General features: G+C 67.7%; 20 protein-coding genes. 14 read left to right on the top strand and 6 right to left on the bottom strand.

Going from position 1 to position 16,865, the window contains the following annotated elements:
• Positions 1-357 precede the first annotated feature (357 nt).
• The 3 genes from ACH5AC_RS36375 to ACH5AC_RS36365 all read right to left on the bottom strand — a co-directional run bounded on the left by ACH5AC_RS36375 (position 358) and on the right by ACH5AC_RS36365 (position 3,379).
• Positions 358-840: a DUF4259 domain-containing protein gene (locus tag ACH5AC_RS36375; RefSeq protein WP_398866621.1), complete on the bottom strand. Its 483-nt coding sequence runs from the start codon at positions 838-840 to the stop codon at positions 358-360.
• Between the two features lie 336 nt (positions 841-1,176).
• A complete protein-coding gene (locus tag ACH5AC_RS36370; RefSeq protein WP_398866625.1) occupies positions 1,177-1,728 on the bottom strand; it encodes an AAA family ATPase in 552 nt (183 codons plus the stop codon).
• Positions 1,729-2,410: 682 nt separating this feature from the next.
• Positions 2,411-3,379 (bottom strand): hypothetical protein, encoded by a 969-nt coding sequence (locus tag ACH5AC_RS36365; RefSeq protein WP_398866620.1) that lies wholly within the window; start codon positions 3,377-3,379, stop codon positions 2,411-2,413.
• A 374-nt stretch (positions 3,380-3,753) separates the two neighbouring features.
• Here ACH5AC_RS36365 and ACH5AC_RS36360 point away from each other — a divergent pair, with 374 nt between their 5' ends.
• Entirely contained in the window at positions 3,754-4,404 is a 651-nt protein-coding gene (locus tag ACH5AC_RS36360; protein WP_398866619.1) for a hypothetical protein, read from the top strand.
• Between the two features lie 183 nt (positions 4,405-4,587).
• On the opposite strand, the gene ACH5AC_RS36355 is transcribed toward ACH5AC_RS36360, so the two are convergent.
• Together ACH5AC_RS36355 and ACH5AC_RS36350 are read right to left on the bottom strand one after the other, a co-directional pair.
• Positions 4,588-5,274: a hypothetical protein gene (locus ACH5AC_RS36355; RefSeq protein ID WP_398866618.1), complete on the bottom strand. Its 687-nt coding sequence runs from the start codon at positions 5,272-5,274 to the stop codon at positions 4,588-4,590.
• 398 nt (positions 5,275-5,672) lie between these two features.
• Complete coding sequence (locus tag ACH5AC_RS36350) at positions 5,673-6,221, bottom strand: SMI1/KNR4 family protein (RefSeq protein WP_398866617.1); 549 nt, start codon at positions 6,219-6,221, stop codon at positions 5,673-5,675.
• Positions 6,222-6,524: 303 nt separating this feature from the next.
• On the opposite strand from ACH5AC_RS36350, the gene tap reads away from it, so the two are divergent.
• From tap to ACH5AC_RS36285, 13 genes are all read left to right on the top strand, one after another.
• On the top strand, positions 6,525-8,759 hold the full coding sequence (gene tap, locus ACH5AC_RS36345; RefSeq protein WP_398866615.1) for a telomere-associated protein Tap: 2,235 nt from the start codon (positions 6,525-6,527) through the stop codon (positions 8,757-8,759).
• 9 nt (positions 8,760-8,768) lie between these two features.
• Entirely contained in the window at positions 8,769-9,326 is a 558-nt protein-coding gene (gene tpg, locus ACH5AC_RS36340; protein ID WP_398866614.1) for a telomere-protecting terminal protein Tpg, read from the top strand.
• 305 nt (positions 9,327-9,631) lie between these two features.
• Positions 9,632-10,129: a TnsA-like heteromeric transposase endonuclease subunit gene (locus ACH5AC_RS36335; RefSeq protein WP_398866624.1), complete on the top strand. Its 498-nt coding sequence runs from the start codon at positions 9,632-9,634 to the stop codon at positions 10,127-10,129.
• A 54-nt stretch (positions 10,130-10,183) separates the two neighbouring features.
• A complete protein-coding gene (locus tag ACH5AC_RS36330; protein WP_398866613.1) occupies positions 10,184-10,357 on the top strand; it encodes a hypothetical protein in 174 nt (57 codons plus the stop codon).
• 140 nt (positions 10,358-10,497) lie between these two features.
• Positions 10,498-10,722 carry a hypothetical protein gene (locus ACH5AC_RS36325; protein ID WP_398866612.1) on the top strand — a complete coding sequence of 75 codons (225 nt, stop codon included), beginning with the start codon at positions 10,498-10,500 and terminating at the stop codon, positions 10,720-10,722.
• A gap of 241 nt (positions 10,723-10,963) precedes the next feature.
• Complete coding sequence (locus ACH5AC_RS36320) at positions 10,964-11,098, top strand: hypothetical protein (RefSeq protein WP_398866611.1); 135 nt, start codon at positions 10,964-10,966, stop codon at positions 11,096-11,098.
• Positions 11,098-11,514 (top strand): hypothetical protein, encoded by a 417-nt coding sequence (locus ACH5AC_RS36315; RefSeq protein ID WP_398866610.1) that lies wholly within the window; start codon positions 11,098-11,100, stop codon positions 11,512-11,514. The genes ACH5AC_RS36320 and ACH5AC_RS36315 overlap by 1 nt, the downstream gene beginning before the upstream one ends.
• On the top strand, positions 11,400-11,951 hold the full coding sequence (locus ACH5AC_RS36310) for a Mu transposase C-terminal domain-containing protein (RefSeq protein ID WP_398866623.1): 552 nt from the start codon (positions 11,400-11,402) through the stop codon (positions 11,949-11,951). The genes ACH5AC_RS36315 and ACH5AC_RS36310 overlap by 115 nt, the downstream gene beginning before the upstream one ends.
• Entirely contained in the window at positions 11,948-12,472 is a 525-nt protein-coding gene (locus ACH5AC_RS36305) for an ATP-binding protein (protein WP_398866609.1), read from the top strand. The genes ACH5AC_RS36310 and ACH5AC_RS36305 overlap by 4 nt, the downstream gene beginning before the upstream one ends.
• A 121-nt stretch (positions 12,473-12,593) precedes the next feature.
• Positions 12,594-13,004, top strand: coding sequence for a hypothetical protein (locus ACH5AC_RS36300; RefSeq protein WP_398866608.1), 411 nt, complete (start codon positions 12,594-12,596; stop codon positions 13,002-13,004).
• Between the two features lie 349 nt (positions 13,005-13,353).
• Positions 13,354-13,866 carry a hypothetical protein gene (locus ACH5AC_RS36295; protein WP_398866607.1) on the top strand — a complete coding sequence of 171 codons (513 nt, stop codon included), beginning with the start codon at positions 13,354-13,356 and terminating at the stop codon, positions 13,864-13,866.
• A 1,163-nt stretch (positions 13,867-15,029) separates the two neighbouring features.
• Complete coding sequence (locus ACH5AC_RS36290; protein WP_398866606.1) at positions 15,030-15,185, top strand: hypothetical protein; 156 nt, start codon at positions 15,030-15,032, stop codon at positions 15,183-15,185.
• On the top strand, positions 15,173-16,093 hold the full coding sequence (locus ACH5AC_RS36285; RefSeq protein WP_398866605.1) for an IS3 family transposase: 921 nt from the start codon (positions 15,173-15,175) through the stop codon (positions 16,091-16,093). Before ACH5AC_RS36290 ends, ACH5AC_RS36285 begins: the two co-directional genes overlap by 13 nt.
• Positions 16,094-16,259: 166 nt before the next feature.
• Here ACH5AC_RS36285 and ACH5AC_RS36280 read toward each other — a convergent pair whose 3' ends face one another.
• The gene (locus ACH5AC_RS36280) at positions 16,260-16,844 is read right to left on the bottom strand and encodes an AAA family ATPase (protein ID WP_398866604.1); all 585 of its coding nucleotides are present in this window, start codon (positions 16,842-16,844) and stop codon (positions 16,260-16,262) included.
• Between the last annotated feature and the right edge of the window lie 21 nt (positions 16,845-16,865).

Genomic DNA, 16,865 nt, shown 5'->3' with positions numbered 1-16,865 from the left:
ACCGACGAACCCACCATCCCGACCGAACTCACTGCATAGCCTCAAAGACGAGATCACCGAGTGGCCGTCGATACACCACTCCAGCGGACGTGACCGTTCCGACGCTCTCGCACCGCTCACCGTGGCAGAAATCCGGCGACTCCTGGCAGTTGGCCGCCCCTCGCCGACACACCGCTGGCGCACCGGCCACGTGATGCGCTGGTCCCACTGGCGCAGGCGCCACCAGCCATCGCCAGACGCTGCCACTACCAACGCCGCACCCGAGGTCACGAACTTCCGCAAACTGACGGCACATCAGCCGAGTACACTCACAAACCCAGTCCTGACCAGCGGCGATAGCGAATTGCGACTGGAGTACTAAATATCGAACAGTACGTCGTCCTGAGGATCGGATTCGGGTGCGAGGACGGCGCGAAGGCGGCTGATGCTCTGCCGCCAGTTCGGGCCACTGGGTGTCTCGTCCCAGAGTTCGGCGAGCTCGGACTTCTCGGTGACCACTCGGTCGAGTGCCTCGACAGCAAGCGGCCGAAGATTGTCGGCGAAAGCCGGAAGGGCTTCCTCGGGCCCGTAGCTTGTACTGATCGGTTCACCGCCCGGGCACTGTGCCGCGATGAGAGCGGCAGCTGCGACAGCCTCTGCGCCCTCTGGGCTTTCGAGGTACTCCCGGGCCTGGATGGTGCGGCTGAGCGTCGCCTGCACGAGGCCCTCGCGCTTGTCCGGGGCCGTCTCATCCAGGGTGTAGGCAAAGTCCGCGGCCATGTCGTTCTCGAAAGGACCGATATCCCAAGTCCCCATGGTGATCTCCTCGCGTCGACGTGCGGTGATCATCGCAGCGGCCACTGACAATGGCTGTCATGAGGAAAGAAGAACTCCTGGGTGAAGGCCGGCACCTCCACCGCCGCCAAGTTCTGGACCACTGACCACCGACTGACCAAGGGGCGGACGGCCCGCTGATCCTGTGTCCCAGTGAGCACCCCCAGCAAGGCCCCTGCCGGGAGTGCTCACTGGGCGGCATCCGTGGGGCGTCGGCCATGAAGGCGGCGTTGTCGCGGTATAGGCGAGAAGCCCTCGCACTCTTTACGCGCAGCGAGAACGTGGACGCCCGCGTCCAGGAAGCCGCCGCGCAGCTGCGCGCCTGGTCCACCAGTTGACGCTCAGGATCCGCGCTGTCCGTTCTCAGCGTTCAGTCGAGCGGTCCGCGCCGACGCGGGCCAACACGTCGTCGGCCAACTCCGGCGGGCTCAGCTCGCCGTCCAGGACCACGGTGCCATTGGGCAGCGTGTCCACGGCTGCCACACACGACTCGATCTTGGACTTGCACCACCCGCGCACCCGCTCATCCTGCGCGGGATCGTCGGGCGTGAAGCTCCGCCCGTCGATCCGCTTCACCAGCACATCCTTGGAGACCTTGAGGAAGAAGTGGTGAACAGCGATTCCCGCGCCCTTCAGCACACCGAAGATCTCCTCGACATAGCCGGGATTGACCAGCGTCATGGGAACCACAACGGGCCGCTGATACTCCTCGACAAGTCCCACGGCCAGGTCCGCGACCTGCCGCCTCCACAGCCGCAGGTCCTGGAAATCGCCGGTCGGGACCTCCACGATCTCGCGCAGCACATAGCCGACCATCTCCGGGTCATAGACCAGCGCCTCGGGCCAGCGCGGACGTAGTTCATCCACCAGCGTGCTCTTCCCGCTGCCGAATGCACCGTTCACCCAGACGATCACAGACATCTCCCGGTCGATAGATACCCCCACCGGGCACAGCCGTCCCCTGAACCACACACCGCGACGCGAGGACGGGGCCCAAACACACTGCCAGATCATGCCCGAACGATCGCCAAGGGGGGCCGAAACCCACTGCAAGCGAGGCCAGCTCACGCTGTCGAAGCCAACCGCTCTCGGCGACTCGCCCAGCAGGTACAGCAACGTCAGCAGCTGCGCCAGGCGGAAACCCGCGCGCCCAAGTCGGAGCAGGCGGCGGCCAAGGCAGCCACGCGCACAACCGTGGTCGAGGCCCTGACCGAGATCCAGCTACGTACCAATGCCCCGCACGTCCCGGCGCTCGCCGACCGGATCGTCGATGCCACCATCACTCTGCACGAGGCCCGCGACCGAGCCGGCCGCGGACCGGCTCATGGACGTTGCCCGGGCCGCGCACAACACCCTCGTCGCCGCCGGTCCGCTCGTACGGGCCTGACCCGAGCCGTCCTTGCCGTGCACCCGGCCGCGCTCCGAACTTGACCTGGACCACACCCACTGGGGGTCGGCATGAGCGGCGAGGCGCCCGACGTCGGCTTGGCGCGGGTGGCGCTGCGCGCCGTGCTGGTCGTGGCGCGCAAGAACGGCGACGGTGGCCGTGCGGCGAAGCCGAGGCCGGGTGCGCGCTTCGATGGGCGTCCCGTATTTGTCAGTCGTCGGTTTCGTGGGGGAGGCCGTCGTCCAGGACGATGCGGATGGTCTCGCCTTGCCCGGTGACGTCGTGGAGTTCGGCCGCGATGCGGTTGTAGGAGGTCATGGCCAGTGCCCAGTCGGCCTGCAGAGGGGTGGCGGTGGAGCGGGTGTTCCACAGCTCGATCAGCAGGGCGATGAGGGAGCGTCCGGACAGTACGGTCCGGACGCGGCCTTCTTTGAAGTCCTCGACCGCGGGCGGGGTGCGGAAGTGGCTGTGGTCGACGGCCAGGGCGGCGAGCCATTCCCAGGTGTCGCGGTGTGCGATCAGTTCTGCGGAGGCCACGCCGGCGGCCTTCAGCATCAGGACGCCGTGGGTGATCCGCGGGTCCTCCGCGCTGGCGGCTGTCTGTGGTGTGGCAGCGCGGGGCTGGGCGTTGGGGGAGCCGGCGCCCTGGTAAGCGGCTTCGATGGCGTTCTTGAGAACGAGGTCCTGGTCCTGGCTCCCGGCTTCGGGCTGCTGCTGGCGCTCGGTGTTCTCCATGGTTCCCCCCTGTGACTCAGTGTCGGATGAGGCGGCCGGATGCGCTGCGGCGGGAGCGGCGGAGGCATGAGCCTCCACGCCGGGTTCCGGCGGTGGCGCAGTCTCTCCGGGAGGCGTCTGCGTGCTGTCGCCTGGCCTCTCGTCCGCTGCGTCGGCCGGCACGAGGGAGCGAAGGGTGTCGGCGAGGTCCAGCAATTCCCGCAACTGGCCCCGTGTCTCGTTCAGGTCGCTGATCATCCGATCCTGGCGGCGGCGTACCTCGCGGTTCTCCTCGCGCAGTCCGGTGACGCCTCCCTGGACGGCTTCGAGGATCTTCAGGCGGCTCTGCGCGAGGTCTCCGTGGAGTGCGGTGAGCCCGACCGTCGGGTCATCGAGACGTTCGAGGTGCTTCCGTATCGCGCCCAGTTCCTTCATCGCTTCGCCGAAGGCGTCTTTCCACCCCACGTGACCCCCTGCTTACGCTTGGTTGACGACCGCTCTTATCTCCCCACAAGCGCTTCGTGCGACGCGGCGGTTTCCAGCCCTTTGCAGGCCGAGACCTGCGTGCAGGGGTGCAGGAGCACCGGGGTAAACGTTCGAGGCCGCCACGGTCGGGCGATCCGGAGAGGCGGCACGGGAGTCGGCCTTTCGGTCTGCAGTGGCCCCGCTGGGAAGATTGCTTGCGGAGTCGGCGGGGAAGCACCGAGGTGAGCGCATCAGGGGGTTGGGTGGTTCAGGATCGGCAGCCTCGGCAAGGGCCGCGACCAGCGGAAGACGGAGCATCGGATCAGGCACAGGCCGACGACCCCGCCGCGCAGGGGCTGCGGCGCAGGGACTGGATGCAGATCAGCACGGTGATCGCGGCGCTCGCAGCCGCCGGAGGTCTGGTCTTCGCCGGCTGGACCAGCTACTACAGCGTTCAGACGGCACGGGACCAGCTCTCTCAGTCACGCGAGGATACCGACCGGGAACTCCGGCGGCAGGCCCTGCTGGTCTCGACCTGGACCCAGATTGACGGCAGTGACGCGCCGCGCGGAGAGCCGGGCAAGACCACCGGTTTCATAATGCACCGCTCCTTGGACCCGGTCGACCAGGTCGTCGTCGGCATCGCCACAGAGCCTGAGCCAGACGAGAAGGCGCACAACTTCATGCTTGAGCTGGGAGCCCTGCCTCCATGCTCCAGGGTGACCATCCCGGCGCATACCGTGACTTTCACGCTCGGGGTCAGAGTGGAACTCAACTACAAGATCGTTGGTGTGTCACTCGTTGACGTCCAGGGGCAGCGGTGGACCCGCATCTCGTCCGGTGCTCTGCAGCGGATCACGAAGGCACCCGAAGGCAAAGATGCGTCCATCCACCACCAGATGGCGATCACGAGGGCGCTGTTCGGGGGCAAGGATGCCGACGCAGTCATGAATGCCGTCCCAGGCGCCGGCAGCTCTCCATTGGGTGCCCCTGAGTCGCTCCAGGACTGCGGGGTGGACGCGTAGGCGACCCGGCGCCGCCACGCTGGTGACCATCAGACAACGCGCAGACGTGGCCCGTGGGGAGCTGCCAGAATGTCTTGGCGTGCGGCGCGGATGCGTCCCCCGATGGTCATGTCCGGCCCGATCGTCGGACCTGGTTCACAACTGGGCTACAGCTGGCATATACCGTTCGGCCACAAATGCTCCTCAAGCAGATCGCGAGGTTAGCGCGGCACGAGTATCGGTGAGCTGGCCGATGAGCCGATCGAGGTCGCGCTTCGGCTCGCTGAACGCGGCGGCGTAGACGGCCAAGACTGCGCCGGCCGTCGGGACGTAGAAGGGATCGGCGACGCCATGCGGCGCGAGGGCGTCGCTCACGTCCTGCAGCGCGTGCTCGGCCAGCTCGAGCATCCTCTCGATGGCGCCGATCATGGCGAGGTCGTCGGCATAGAAGTTGCTCAGTGCGGTGGCGAGTTCAGAGGCGCGCTCGGCGCCCCTGTCTCCGAGCAGTCCCCACATCGATGTCCAATCCGGTTTGTCGGCACGTTGGTTGAGCTCGTCTCGGAGCGTGGCGATGCGTTGACAATCGCCCTTGAGCTCCCGGATCCGCCCCTTAAGCTCGACGATCTTCCTGTCCTCGCTGATGACGTAGTCGTTGAAGCGCCTGGGCTCGGATTGCGCCTCCGGTCCGACGGTGAAGCGAAAGCGGCTGATCACGCCGGTGACGTCCGCGAGCCCTTCCACGGTGGTCTGCATCTGCTCCAGCAGCTCGGCGAATTGCGGTTCCGCCTGCGGATGCTTCGCGCGAAGGTACTTCCTGCCGTCGTTGATCGTCTCGACCATGGTCCGCGTGCTCTTCACGACGTCGCCGAGCAGTTTCACGGCGTCGGCCACCTCGCGGATCAGGCGTCATCGTATTCCCCTCAGTCCGCCGTCCTGGGCCAGAGTAGGCCGAAGGCCAGTCCACTCGAGCCCTCGCCGCGCCCGGTCTGGCGCTCGACCGCGAGCCAGAAGAGCGTCTGCGCGCCGCGTTAGCGGGTGCGCGGCCACAGGCTCGTCAGGGTCTCGCCCGCACGCGACCTTCTCCTCGGTGAGCGACCCTGAGCGCCGAAGTGGCCAACTGCGGCGTTCACTGACCAGGGAGCGGGCTCAGTCACAGCTGTCCTGTGCCATCGAACCTTGATCGTATGGCATCCGAATTTGAGTGGTGTGGGCCACTTGTCTCCGGCAACTTGCTCGCGATCCTTTCTGCGCCAGAGGGCAGCGGGTTGGTCGGCCGGCATGACGAGCGTTTACGGGCTCGCCAGCCAATCGGTGTACCACGATCGGAAGCCGGGGCTCACCGGTACGCATCCGCCCCAGTCCGGATCGATCTGCCAGATTTCTCCTGCGTGTGGGCCGTTCAGGATGAGCCGGATGTAGATGCCGCAGCCCTGGTCGGCCAGCATGAGCGTGCCCCGGGTCAGATCGCCGGGTGCTCCGATCGGGCCGGGCAGGGGTTCGTCGAGTGGGAACGGCTCGGCGAGGCGGCCCGGCAACCGGTCTTCCTCCCACTCGTCGTCCGCAGCCCACTCCTCGTCGGCCCCCGAGCGTAGGACGGTCAATGGCATCATGCCGTGCCCGGGCCCGGCCGGGCCGTTGCCCACCTCCGCGACGAAGGATCGGTACTCCACGGGTAGAGCGATGCCATGGGATTCCTCGAATGCCCGGATCTCCGTCTCCGGCAGCTGCGGCGCCAGCACGTACCGATGCGTGCACGCCCCGAAACGCTCCCGCTCCGGGTCCCGTGCGGCCATCTCCCGTATCCGTGCGCGGACACCGTCCTGGTCCCAGTTCGCCATCCAGCGACCGTAACAATGACGTCCCCGCCCCGGCCCGCCGCGCCTCTCGCTACGCGGCCGTCTGCTGTGGCTTCCGCTGCAGGCTCTGACCAGCGCGATCAAACTTCGATGACACCCACTCGCATCCGTCAAGGTTCGATGGCACGCGCTCAAAGTTCGATGACACCGGACAGTGAGAGACAAGCCCGTCGCTCATGGTTCGGGAGAACGCTCAATCTGTGAGCTAAGAAGTGATGTTCAAAGTTATGGTTGAAGTGAATGTCGCTGTGGTGTTCGGCTAGGGTGAGGGTAGGAGGTCGCCGTATGCCCACGGAAGAGGAACTGATCGCGCGGGCCGCGGAGTTGCTGGCCCGCGGCCCTCTGCTACCGCCGCCGGCCGAGCGGAAGCGGCTGCGCGAAGCCGCGTGCCTGACCCAGGAGGAGGTGGCGGTCGCGCTGCAGACGAAACGGGAGACCGTCAACGGCTGGGAAACCGGCCGCACCATGCCCCGCCCGCCGCGTCTCGCCGCCTACAAGCACCTGCTGGACGGATGGGCCGCGATGTACCCGCCTCCCACCGATGACTCCGGCGCCTCCACCGGCGCCTCGGAGACGTTCACCGGACCGGCGACCCCGGCGGCGGCAGCACGGACTGAGACCACAGCCCCGACTTCTGAGGCTGCGGCCACGACTGTGAACACCCAGACCAGCCCTGCCCCCGCTGCCCCGGCGCCTGCGCCTCGCCCGGCGCGCACCGCCAGGCCGTCCACGTCGCGCCGTCCGGCCACGCGGAAGGCGGCCCCGGCCGGCACCCCGGCGGGCGGCACCGATCCGCGGTTCGAGAACGGCCCCCTGGCGGTCGTCGACGTCGAGGACGGGCAGGTGCTGGCGTACTGCACCGGCGGCCTGGTCCTGGACGTGCCCGCCAAGTCCATCCCGGCCCTGGTCGACTGGACGCTCAAGGAGGCGAGACTCGGGCAGCCGAAGCTCTCCGGCCCGGGCAAGGACGCCGACCCTCTGATCGTCCTGACCGAGACCGCGTTGGAGCGCTACGGCCTGCCCGTCGCGCTCACGGATGAGGAGCGGCTCGCCGGACGGATCCAGGAGGGCCACAAGGTCATCAAGCAGCTGGTCCGCGCGGAGTGGAGGCTGACCAAGCGAGGGTTCGGGCCGTGGGCGCGGATCTACCGCCCGGCGCAGGGTTCGGAGCGCAACTGCGTGCAGCTGTGCATCCCGTCGTGGCACGCGCTCGACTCCCGGCACTGGGGCGAGGCCGGGCAGCTTCCGCCGGCGGAGCTCGCCCGCGTGCTGGGCGTGTACGCGGCCCGGGTGATGACGCCGCGCGGCTCCACCGCCGTGACCGGCCTGGAGCTGATGACCGCGCTGCACCCACCGACCCGCGCCTCCGAGCCCGACGCGACGGGTAAGCGGCACTCCGAGCACAACCCCGGCTCGCTGGGCAAGGACCCGGTGGACTGCGCGCCGTGTGAGGCCCCCGACGGGCACCCGCTCCTGGCGGACCTGCCGCGCTTCCACGTCCGCAGCCCCGGGGAGAAGCTGTTCGAGGAGGCGTACGACTGGGCGCGGCCGATGACCGATGCCGAGTGCACCCTGCGGCACCTGGTCGGCATCGACGTGAACATGGCCTTCGCCGCCGGAGCCAACGGCCTGAACGTCGGCCTCGGAGCACCGGCACACGTCAACAACCCGGTCTTCGATCCGAAGCTGCCCGGCTCGTGGCTGGTGGACCTCTCCCACGTCGACCTGTCGCAGGTGAAGGTCGCCAAGGACAAGTGGGCGGAGCTGGACGCGAGTCTGCTGCCCAGCCCGTTCACGCCGAAGGGCGACCACCCCGAGGGACCGGCCTGGTACGCGACCCCGACGGTGGCGTACGCAGTGGAGCTCGGCTACGACGTCGCGCCGATCGAGGCGTACGCCCGCTACGACAACGGCCGCTACCTGGACGGCTGGTACAACCGCCTGCGGGACGCCTACCTCGCCACGATGGCCGACCTCGGCGTGTACGCGGACATGGCGCCGGCCGACTTCCTCGCCGCGATGGATGGCTACAAGAGCCGTGACCCGGAGCTGGCGGTTGTCGTCTCGGCGATCAAGGCGACGGTCAAGGGCGGCCTGGGCAAGCTGCGCGAACGCCCGCGCGGGGAGGGCTGGCGGCCCGGTGAGCCGTGGCGCGCCCTGTCCCGCCCCACCTGGCGGCCGGACATCCGCGCCGCGGTCATCTCCCGCACCCGCATCAACCTCCACCGCAAGATCGTCAAGCACGCGGCGTTCACCGGCCAGTACCCGGTCGCGATCCTGTCCGACTGCGTCGTCTACGCGGCCGACGGGCCCTCGCCGCTGGACTTCCTGCCCTACCGGGACGGCAAGCCGCTGCCCGGCGGCTTCAAGCTCGGCATCAACCCCGGCCTGGTCAAACACGAGGGCACCCAGACCGTCCTGTGGGGCGAGGAGGTCCGCGACCGGTTCAACGCCCCCGAGCTCAACCTCGCCCGGTACATCAAGGACGGCACCGTCACCGACGTCGACAACGGAGAGTAGGAGTAGGCGATGAGCCTGTTCGGGGACGGTCTGGAGGCCGCGGTGCACAAGGCGTTCACCCGCCCGGCACCCAAGAGCGCGCCCGCGCAGATGCGCTACCTGGTCAAGCAGCTCAAGGGCACCAAGGCGGTCGCCCAGATGCTGCGCATCTCCCAGCGCACCGTGGAGCGGTACGTGAGGGACCAGATCAAAAAGCCCCGCCCGGACCTGGCCGCGCGCCTGGACCGCGAGGTGAAGGCCCGCTGGCAGCCGCAGATCCGGGCCAAGGCCAAGCAGCAGGCGGCGACCACCGACGGCATCGTCATCGACACCCGCGCCCGCCTCGGCTACACCGCCCCGATCGGATCGACGGACCAGGACCGCATCCGCCACCTGACCGTCGCCCTGCCGCCCCGCTACGCCGCCCGCCTCTTCGACGCCCAGGAGCGGGGAGCCACCGAACAGCAGCTCAAGGAGATCGCCGCCGAAGCCCTCAAGGAGGTGTACTTCCAGGACAACGGCCGCCGCGCCGGCCAGCTGGAGGAGGTCCGCTTCACGGACATCGAGCACCTCGAGTTCGAGCTCTAGCAGCCGCGCCTCGAACAGCCCGCGAGCCCGCACTTGTGAGCCGAAGCACGGTAGTTGTCACATAGGCAGGCTTGTTGTCACCTGCGAGGTGCGGCGCCGGAAGGTCATCTCAACTCTTGTTGTCCTGTCGCATTGAAGCTGTCGGATTCTCACTGCTTCTCGTTCAGGTTGGCGAATTCTCATTGCGTCGCGCGCTGAACGATGATGTTTGCCCCCGTACGGGGCGTTTGATCTCATTTTCCTGGTCTGGTTCTCGCGGTACCTGTCACGGTCGTTCTCGGCAGGTACGCGGAGCCGGGGTGGCGATGGATCTGGGTCTGCTCGATGTCGAGTGGGCAGACGGTGAAGGCGGCGGGCTGCGGAAGTCCGTGCTGGAGGCGGTCTCCCGGGTTCGGTTCGAGTCGGTGCTCCAGGCGCGGCGGTTCACGTCGTACCGCGGGCAGCGGCACTTCACGGGCTGGTACTGGGCGGCGACGACGGAGTCGCTGGTGGGGTTCGAGTCGTGGCTGGAGCGGGACCGGGCCATGCTCCTCGATCACGACCGGCGAGTGGTGGGGCTGGCCTCGCAGCCGTTCCGGGTGACATGGCAGGGCGAGAAGCGCCAGATCTCGCATACGCCGGACTACTTCGCACGGCTGGAGGACGGCTCGGGCCTGGTCGTCGATGCCCGGCCGGCGGATCGGGTCGGCCCGGAGGACGCGGTGAAGTTTTCGGCGACCGAGGCGATGCGCCAGGAGATGGGCTGCTGGTCCTTCGCGCTGGTGCACGAGCCTTATCCGGTGGAGATGGCCAATGTCCGCTGACTGTCTGGCTATCGGCATCCACGCAACCGGGTCGGCGACGTCGCGAAACGGCTCATGGACGCTTTCGACGGCCCGCAGTTGCTCATGGACGGTGCCGAGGCAGTGGGGGACCCACTGTCCGTCCTGCCGACGCTCTTCCACCTGCTGTGGTGCGGTGACCTGCGTTTTGACGTGGCGGTTCCGCTGGGAGACGGCTCTATGGTCGGCTGCGCGGTGAGTCATGGCTGAACTGGCACCGCGCGGAGTTCTGCGGGTCGGGGACCGGATCCGGTTCGAGGGCCGGAACCAGCAGGTCATCGGACTGGAGGGAACGGCCTTGCGGCTGCTCAGCGACGAGGGCGATAGCAGCGTCATCCGCTGGCTACGTGATGGCGGCCGCCGATTTCGAGGTGCTTGGCCGGGGGCCGGAGGCGGTCCCGGAACGAGTCCTGCCGCCGTTCGCGTTGGTCGACGCGTTGCCGCCGCCGGCCGTCGAGCAGGCCCGGTTCTGGGAACAGCATGTGGTGGAAGTCCTCACCGGGCTGCCCCCGGACACTCCGGAGGGCACGACTCCTCGGCCCGAGTACGACCCGGCCTGGCGGACGCTGATGTAGCGAGAAGCTGCGAACGTCGCCGAGCTGGCGGCCGGCGGTCAGCAGATCAGCAAGCGGACCTTCCTGCGGATGCGGCAGCGCTACGAGGCCGAGGGGTTGTGGGGGCTGGTGGACGGCCGGTCCCGGAAACCACCGGCCCCGATCCCCGGCACCGGAAGGACGGACGAGCGCGTCGTCGAGGCGGTCACCGGGGCACTGGCCGGACAGACAGACCCTGTCGACGGGCGACCGCAAGCGGCTCATGCTGCAGGCCGAGCAGATCCTTGCCGCGAAGCACGGCGAGGAAGCGGCGAAGCTCCTGCCGACGCGGGCGACCTTCTACCGGCTGGTGAACAGCCTCGCCAAGAACAGATCGACTCCACTCGGCTGGACGTGATGGCGGTGCTGGACGACGGAGTCGTGGCCCGCCCGGAACTCACGATCGCGGTCGATGTCGCGACGCGCACGATCTGCGCGGCCCTGCTCGGGCCCGCAGGCACGAAAGGCGTCGACGCCGCAGTGCTGCTGGCGAGGATGCTGGTTCCCGAGCCGATGCGTCCGGGCTGGAGCCAGACCCTGGCGATGTCGGACTCGATCCTGCCGCAACAACGGCTCATGGCGGTGGACGCGCGGTTGGAGAAAGCCGCAGCCAAGCCAGTCATCGTTCCGGACACCATCGTGATCGACTGGAGGATTACATCGAACTGCTGCCCGCGGTCTGGAAGGCCGTCAACGACTACGGCATCAAGGTCAACTACCGCACCTACGACAGCCCTGAGCTCAACCGGCTGCGGAGGCAGCCGTCCGGGGTGACAGGCAAGCAGGATTTGTGGGAGGTCCACTACGACCCCTACGACGTCTCCCGCGTCTGGGTACGGCGAAGCGACAGCCGCCGGTGGATCGAAGTCCCGTGGACCCATCTGCCCATGGTCCGGGCTCCGTTCGCCGACTTCACCTGGCGCCACGCACGCCAGCTTCTCGCCGACCAGGGCCGCGACGACAGCAGCGAGACCGCCATCGCCCAGGTCCTGGCCAAGCTGCTGCGCAGGTCAGGGAAGCCGCCAGCCGGATCGGAGCACGTCATGGCCCGCACCCGGGCAGCAGCCCTTGAGTCCCCCGCACGGCCCGCACTCCCGCCCGCCCGATCCACCGATGCGGACGACAGCGAGAACGAAGGGCCGGAGGACGTGCCGGTCACCCCGTTCGGCGTCTTCAACACCCTGGAAGAGGAAGGGAATCCGCTGTGGTGACTTCGCCCGACGCCCATGACGACGAGCACAACCCGCTGACCACGAAGGACGGCTGGCGACAGTTCGTCGACGACGCTCCGGTCTGTCCGACAATGCTCTCGCTGAGGGCCTTCAAGGCCCTGCCCGAAGAGAAGCGGCTCGCCTACAACGAGCCCCGGCTGGACTACCACTCCCGGCTCGTGATCGTGGCCACCCCCATCGTCCGCAACGTGTTCACCACCGGACGGCGCCTGGTCCTGCTCAACCGGCACCAGATCTCCGGCCGCCGCGGGCTGATCGTCACTGGCCAAGCCGGGACCGGCAAGACGACCGCCATCGCCCAGCTCGACCGCAACCATGAACTCCTGGTCCGCAAACGACTCGGCCCGGCCGCCGCGGGACGGCTACCGGTCGTCTACGTCACCGTCCCGCCCCGGGCCACCCCGAAGATGCTCGCCATCGAGTTCGCCCGGTTCTCGGCCTCCCGGTCGTCCGGCAGGAGACCCAGGCATCCATCACCAACGCCGTCTGCGACCTGCTGATCAAAATGCGGGTCGAACTCGCGCTCGTCGACGAGATCCACAACCTCAACCTCGCCACCCAGGCCGGAGCCGAAGCCTCCGACCAGCTCAAGTACTGTCCGAACGCATTCCCGCCACCTTCGTGCTCGCCGGCATCGATGTCGCCGCGAGCGGCCTGTTCAGCGGGGTCCGGCGTCAGCAGATCGCTCGTCGATACACCGTCACCGACACCGAACCGTTTGCCTACGGCACCACCGCACAGCGGCAAAACCTGGTCGCCTCGCTCGAAGACGCCTTACGACTCCACCGGCACAAGCCCGGCAGCCTGCTCAAACTCGACGGCTACCTCCACGAACGCACCGACGGCGCGATCGGCAGCCTCTCCCAACTCGTCCGCGGCGCCGCTCTTGAGGCCATCATCAACGGCAGCGCGGCCATCACGCGCAAGACTCTGGAACCCATCGAAGTCGACCAGACAGCCGAGGACGCTCACCAGGAACACCGCCGCAAGCGGCGGCCCCGCCGCCGGGGGCCGGATGCCGACGCAGCCTGACCGACTCCATCCGCTGCCCATCGCCCTCGGGCCCGTCCACAACGAGACCCTCGGGTCGTATCTCCACCGCCTGGCCGTCGCCAACAACCGTCCCGCAGGCTTCCTCGCTCGCCTCCTGGGCCCGCTACCGCCGGAGTTCTCCCCGCTCAGCAACACCACAGCCGGCGGGACTCCCCACTCGCCTGAACGCGTGGCCACACTCTCCGGGCGCACGACATCCCAGCTCGCCAGGGCCCTGCCCGCGCTCGCCGACTCCCTCAACCCGCGTGGTGGTCCCGGGCGGCGAACGGAACACCTGGTCAGCCGCCCCTGCCACTGCTGCACCGCCCGCCGAAGCCCCACCGCTTCTGTGGCCATCACCCTCTCGCCCGCCCACCTCCACCTCTGCTCGCGGCATCAACTCTGGACCCGCTCTACTCACGACATCCCGCTCGGCGTCCTACCGGAAGTCATCGAGGCCCAGCGTCGACTCGACCAGCTCGCCCGCCGTCACCGTCAGATCAGACAAGCCCTCGACATGGCGCGGAAAATCGTCGAAGACTGGTCCGCCTCAGGAATGCCGATCGACCTCGGGAAAGAATGGACCGATCGCCTCGACCGAATCGAAGCTCTCGCCGTCAGCGAGAAGGTCTCGGCCGACGACCGCAGTCACCTCGCGGCGTTCCCCGAGACCGTGGTGCTGACGCACCTGATCCTCGATCCGCCCACCACCGCCCTCGACCTCAAAGAGCTCTACTTGGCGACGACCGCCGAGCTGAGCCGACGATTCGCCCGGATCTACACCACCCTCGGAACCCAGGACCCCCTCTACCGGCGGTTCTGCCTCTATTGCGAACGAGACTTCCGCGAGGTGCCCGGCTAAGTTCGGTCGTGGACAACACTTGAGATCACGATCAAGCTCACCTCCGACGAGGCGCTCGTCCTATCGGACTGGCTGGAGCGAGTTCAGATGACGGATCTCAGGCGTCTGGTCGACGATCCGGCCGCATGCGCCCCGATCCACAAGCTTGCGAGGACGTTGGGCAAGTCGCTTCCCGAGATCTTCGCTGCCGACTATGCGGAGCGTCTGGACGCAGCACGGTGAACCGTTCGGGGTTCACCACGACGCTCGGACCAGAACGCAACCCGGTGAACCTGTGATCGAAGCGCTAGCAGGTTGGTGGGGCCGGTCCTGCTGTCGGTGTTCTCCCCGTCGATCCATACCCGCCAGGTCTGAGTACCACTGCACCTGGCCGGCAGGGAAACGTTGCCGGAGCTGTCGCCGCTGGCGTTCCAGCCGTCGCTGTTCGCGGTGTACCAGACCCCCAGGACCTTGCGCTGAATCTTGATCTTCATGTCACCGCAGCCGCTGCCGGTCCAGGCACCGTATCCGGTGACCCAGGAAGGTGAGGTCTTCAGCACATTGCCGGCCGTAACGCTGCAGGAGGCTGCGGCAGCCGGTGACCCTCCCGCGAGGAGGAGTCCCCGGCCATGACACCACCCAGCACAGCGGACACAGTCCTGTTCTTGAAGTTACGCATAGTGATTCCCCTTACCGAGCAGTGTTGTGAACGGCAGAGAGCAAGACGACTTCGTGACACACGCTCCGTCGCCGAAGCTCACGTGGCAGTCTGCAGAGCTTCCGGCCCAGGGTGTACCTACAACGTTTCAGGTTGCGTCGGACACCGCCACAACCGGCCCGAACCAAGGGCGTCAGCCGTCTGGTCGGCGATCCGGCCGCATGGGCCCCGATCTGCAAGATCGCGGGAGCGTTGGGCAAGGCGCTTCTCGGGATCTTCGTCGCTGACCGTGCGGAGCGTATTGAGGTTCCCCTCCTACTGTGGAGACCGTGACCGGAGGGATAGTTGGGGTCATGGCATCCAGGAAGCGCATCTACGACGCCGAGTTCCGCGAGGGAGCGGTACGGATCGTGACAGAGACCGGGAAGCCGATTCCGGAAGTGGCTATCTGGGCGTCCACCCGGGGACGTTGCACAGCTGGGTGTCGCGGGCGCGGCGCAACGGGTCGCCGTCGTCGGATCGGCCGGTGGCCGAGCCATCACCCGGCGGTCGTCTGCGAGAGAGCGAGCGCTATGAGCTGGAGCGGCTGCGGGCCGAGGCCAGGGAGAAGGACAAGCGCATCCGCGAACTGGAGATGGAGCGTGATGTGTGCAAGCGATTCGTGGCCTTGTGGGTGAAGTAGCTGAGGCGGACCCGGCCGTGGCGGTCCGGGTGATCAGCAGCTGCAAGGCCGAGCAGAAGATTCCCTACCGCACCGCCTGCCGGGCGCTGGGGGTGTCCGAGTCGTGGTTCTACAAGTGGCGGGATCGTCCGCCGACAGCACGTGAGGTGCGCCGCCAGCAGCTGGCCGAGGAGATCGAAGAGATCTTCCACGGCTCGGGCGGCACCTACGGCTCGCCCAAGGTGTTCATCGAGCTGGTACGCAGAGGCTGGCGAGTGTCGGTGAACACGGTCGCGAAGGTCATGGCCGAACTCGGGCTGGCCGGACGGGAGGTGCGTCGCCGCCGGTCGCTGACGAGGCCGGGCAAGCGGCCGGCTGCCGCAGACTTCGTGCACCGGGACTTCACCGCCGAGGAGCCCGATCTCGTCTGGGCGGGCGATCTCACCGAGATCGAAACCGGCGAGGGCAAGCTGTACTTGGCGACGGTCATCGACCTGTTTTCCCGTCGCCTTCTCGGCTACGCGATGGCCGCCCGTCATGACGCCGACCTGGTCGTCGCGTCCCTGAACATGGCCGCGGCCACCCGCGGCGGCGACGTGCGCGGCGTGATCATGCACACGGACAGGGGCAGCGAGTACTGCTCCCGACGGTTCAAGCGGGCTTGCCGAAAGCTCGGCATTGTCCAGTCCATGGGCAGAGTCGGATCTTGTTTCGACAACGCCGTGAGCGAGGCGTTCAACAGCGTCCTCAAAGTCGAGTATGTCCACCGCCACGCCTTCCGCACCCGCACCGAGGCCCGCATCAAGATCGCCACCTGGATCACCGACTTCTACAACGCCAGGCGGCTACACAGCGTGTGCGGGTTCAAGAGCCCGATCGACTACGAACGTGACTACCGAGCCACCCTCGCCGAGGGACTGGCCGCATAGATCGTCTCCACGCTGCGAGGGGATTGACATATGGATGCCAGGAGGGCACCGTCTGAGGGGGACCACCGACAGCTTCGCCCGAAGACCAAGACGGCTGAGTCGTCCGTCCTGCAGTCAGTCCGCTTCCGTGAGAGCCAAGTCGATTGAGAACACCGAGTCAGCGTGCTCAATCGACGTGGCAGCCCAGCAGCTCAGTGCCCCCCTGCCCGCCAGATGCACTGGGACAGGACACCTTGACGGCCTCTGCGATCTGCTGGGCAGCCTGGGCGGGTGTGAGGTGCGTGGTGTCGACGACCTCGGCCTCGGCGTGCAGCCACGTGCGGGCCGCCTCAGCGTAGGGCTCAAGGTACTGGAGACGGAACGGGGAGTTGGGGCCAAGAACGGTGTCGCCCGCGATGCGCGCGCGGAGGGTGTCCTGGTCGGCATGCAGGACGAAGTGCCGGACCGGAATACCGTGCTGGGCAAGGCCCGAGCTGATCTCGCGCCAGTACCGCTCGACCAGGACGGTCATGGGCATCACCAGGATTCCGCCGGTGTAGTCGAGGACGCGTCGGGCGGTCTCGACCACGAGGGGGCGCCATGGCGGCCAGTGCTGGAAGTTGTCCGTCGCGGGCAGTCCTGGCTTGATGTCCATGAGTGTCTCGCCGACTTTCTCGGCGTCGAACACCCGTGAGTCCGGGATCAGCTGTTGGACGAGCGCGCTGGTCGTCGTCTTGCCTGCGCCGTGGGTGCCGTTGAGCCATACGATCATGGGCTTGACGCTAGCGTCGTG

The sequence above is a fragment of the Streptomyces sp. NPDC018693 genome (assembly GCF_044391385.1).
In the GTDB taxonomy this organism is placed as follows: domain Bacteria; phylum Actinomycetota; class Actinomycetes; order Streptomycetales; family Streptomycetaceae; genus Streptomyces.
The sequence above is the reverse complement of the archived record's forward strand: the minus strand, read 5'-3'. Positions and strand labels throughout refer to the sequence as shown.

What these genes read in the sequence shown, in the direction of transcription:
- ACH5AC_RS36360 (WP_398866619.1), top strand. Translation starts at nt 3,754, where the DNA reads ATGCAGATCAGCACGGTGATCGCGGCGCTCGCAGCCGCCGGAGGTCTG.
- ACH5AC_RS36325 (WP_398866612.1), top strand. Translation starts at nt 10,498, where the DNA reads ATGGCGGCCGCCGATTTCGAGGTGCTTGGCCGGGGGCCGGAGGCGGTC.
- tap (WP_398866615.1), top strand. Translation starts at nt 6,525, where the DNA reads ATGCCCACGGAAGAGGAACTGATCGCGCGGGCCGCGGAGTTGCTGGCC.
- ACH5AC_RS36315 (WP_398866610.1), top strand. Translation starts at nt 11,098, where the DNA reads ATGGCGGTGCTGGACGACGGAGTCGTGGCCCGCCCGGAACTCACGATC.
- tpg (WP_398866614.1), top strand. Translation starts at nt 8,769, where the DNA reads ATGAGCCTGTTCGGGGACGGTCTGGAGGCCGCGGTGCACAAGGCGTTC.
- ACH5AC_RS36350 (WP_398866617.1), bottom strand. Translation starts at nt 6,221, where the DNA reads ATGGCGAACTGGGACCAGGACGGTGTCCGCGCACGGATACGGGAGATG.
- ACH5AC_RS36280 (WP_398866604.1), bottom strand. Translation starts at nt 16,844, where the DNA reads ATGATCGTATGGCTCAACGGCACCCACGGCGCAGGCAAGACGACGACC.
- ACH5AC_RS36330 (WP_398866613.1), top strand. Translation starts at nt 10,184, where the DNA reads ATGGACGCTTTCGACGGCCCGCAGTTGCTCATGGACGGTGCCGAGGCA.
- ACH5AC_RS36320 (WP_398866611.1), top strand. Translation starts at nt 10,964, where the DNA reads ATGCTGCAGGCCGAGCAGATCCTTGCCGCGAAGCACGGCGAGGAAGCG.
- ACH5AC_RS36335 (WP_398866624.1), top strand. Translation starts at nt 9,632, where the DNA reads ATGGATCTGGGTCTGCTCGATGTCGAGTGGGCAGACGGTGAAGGCGGC.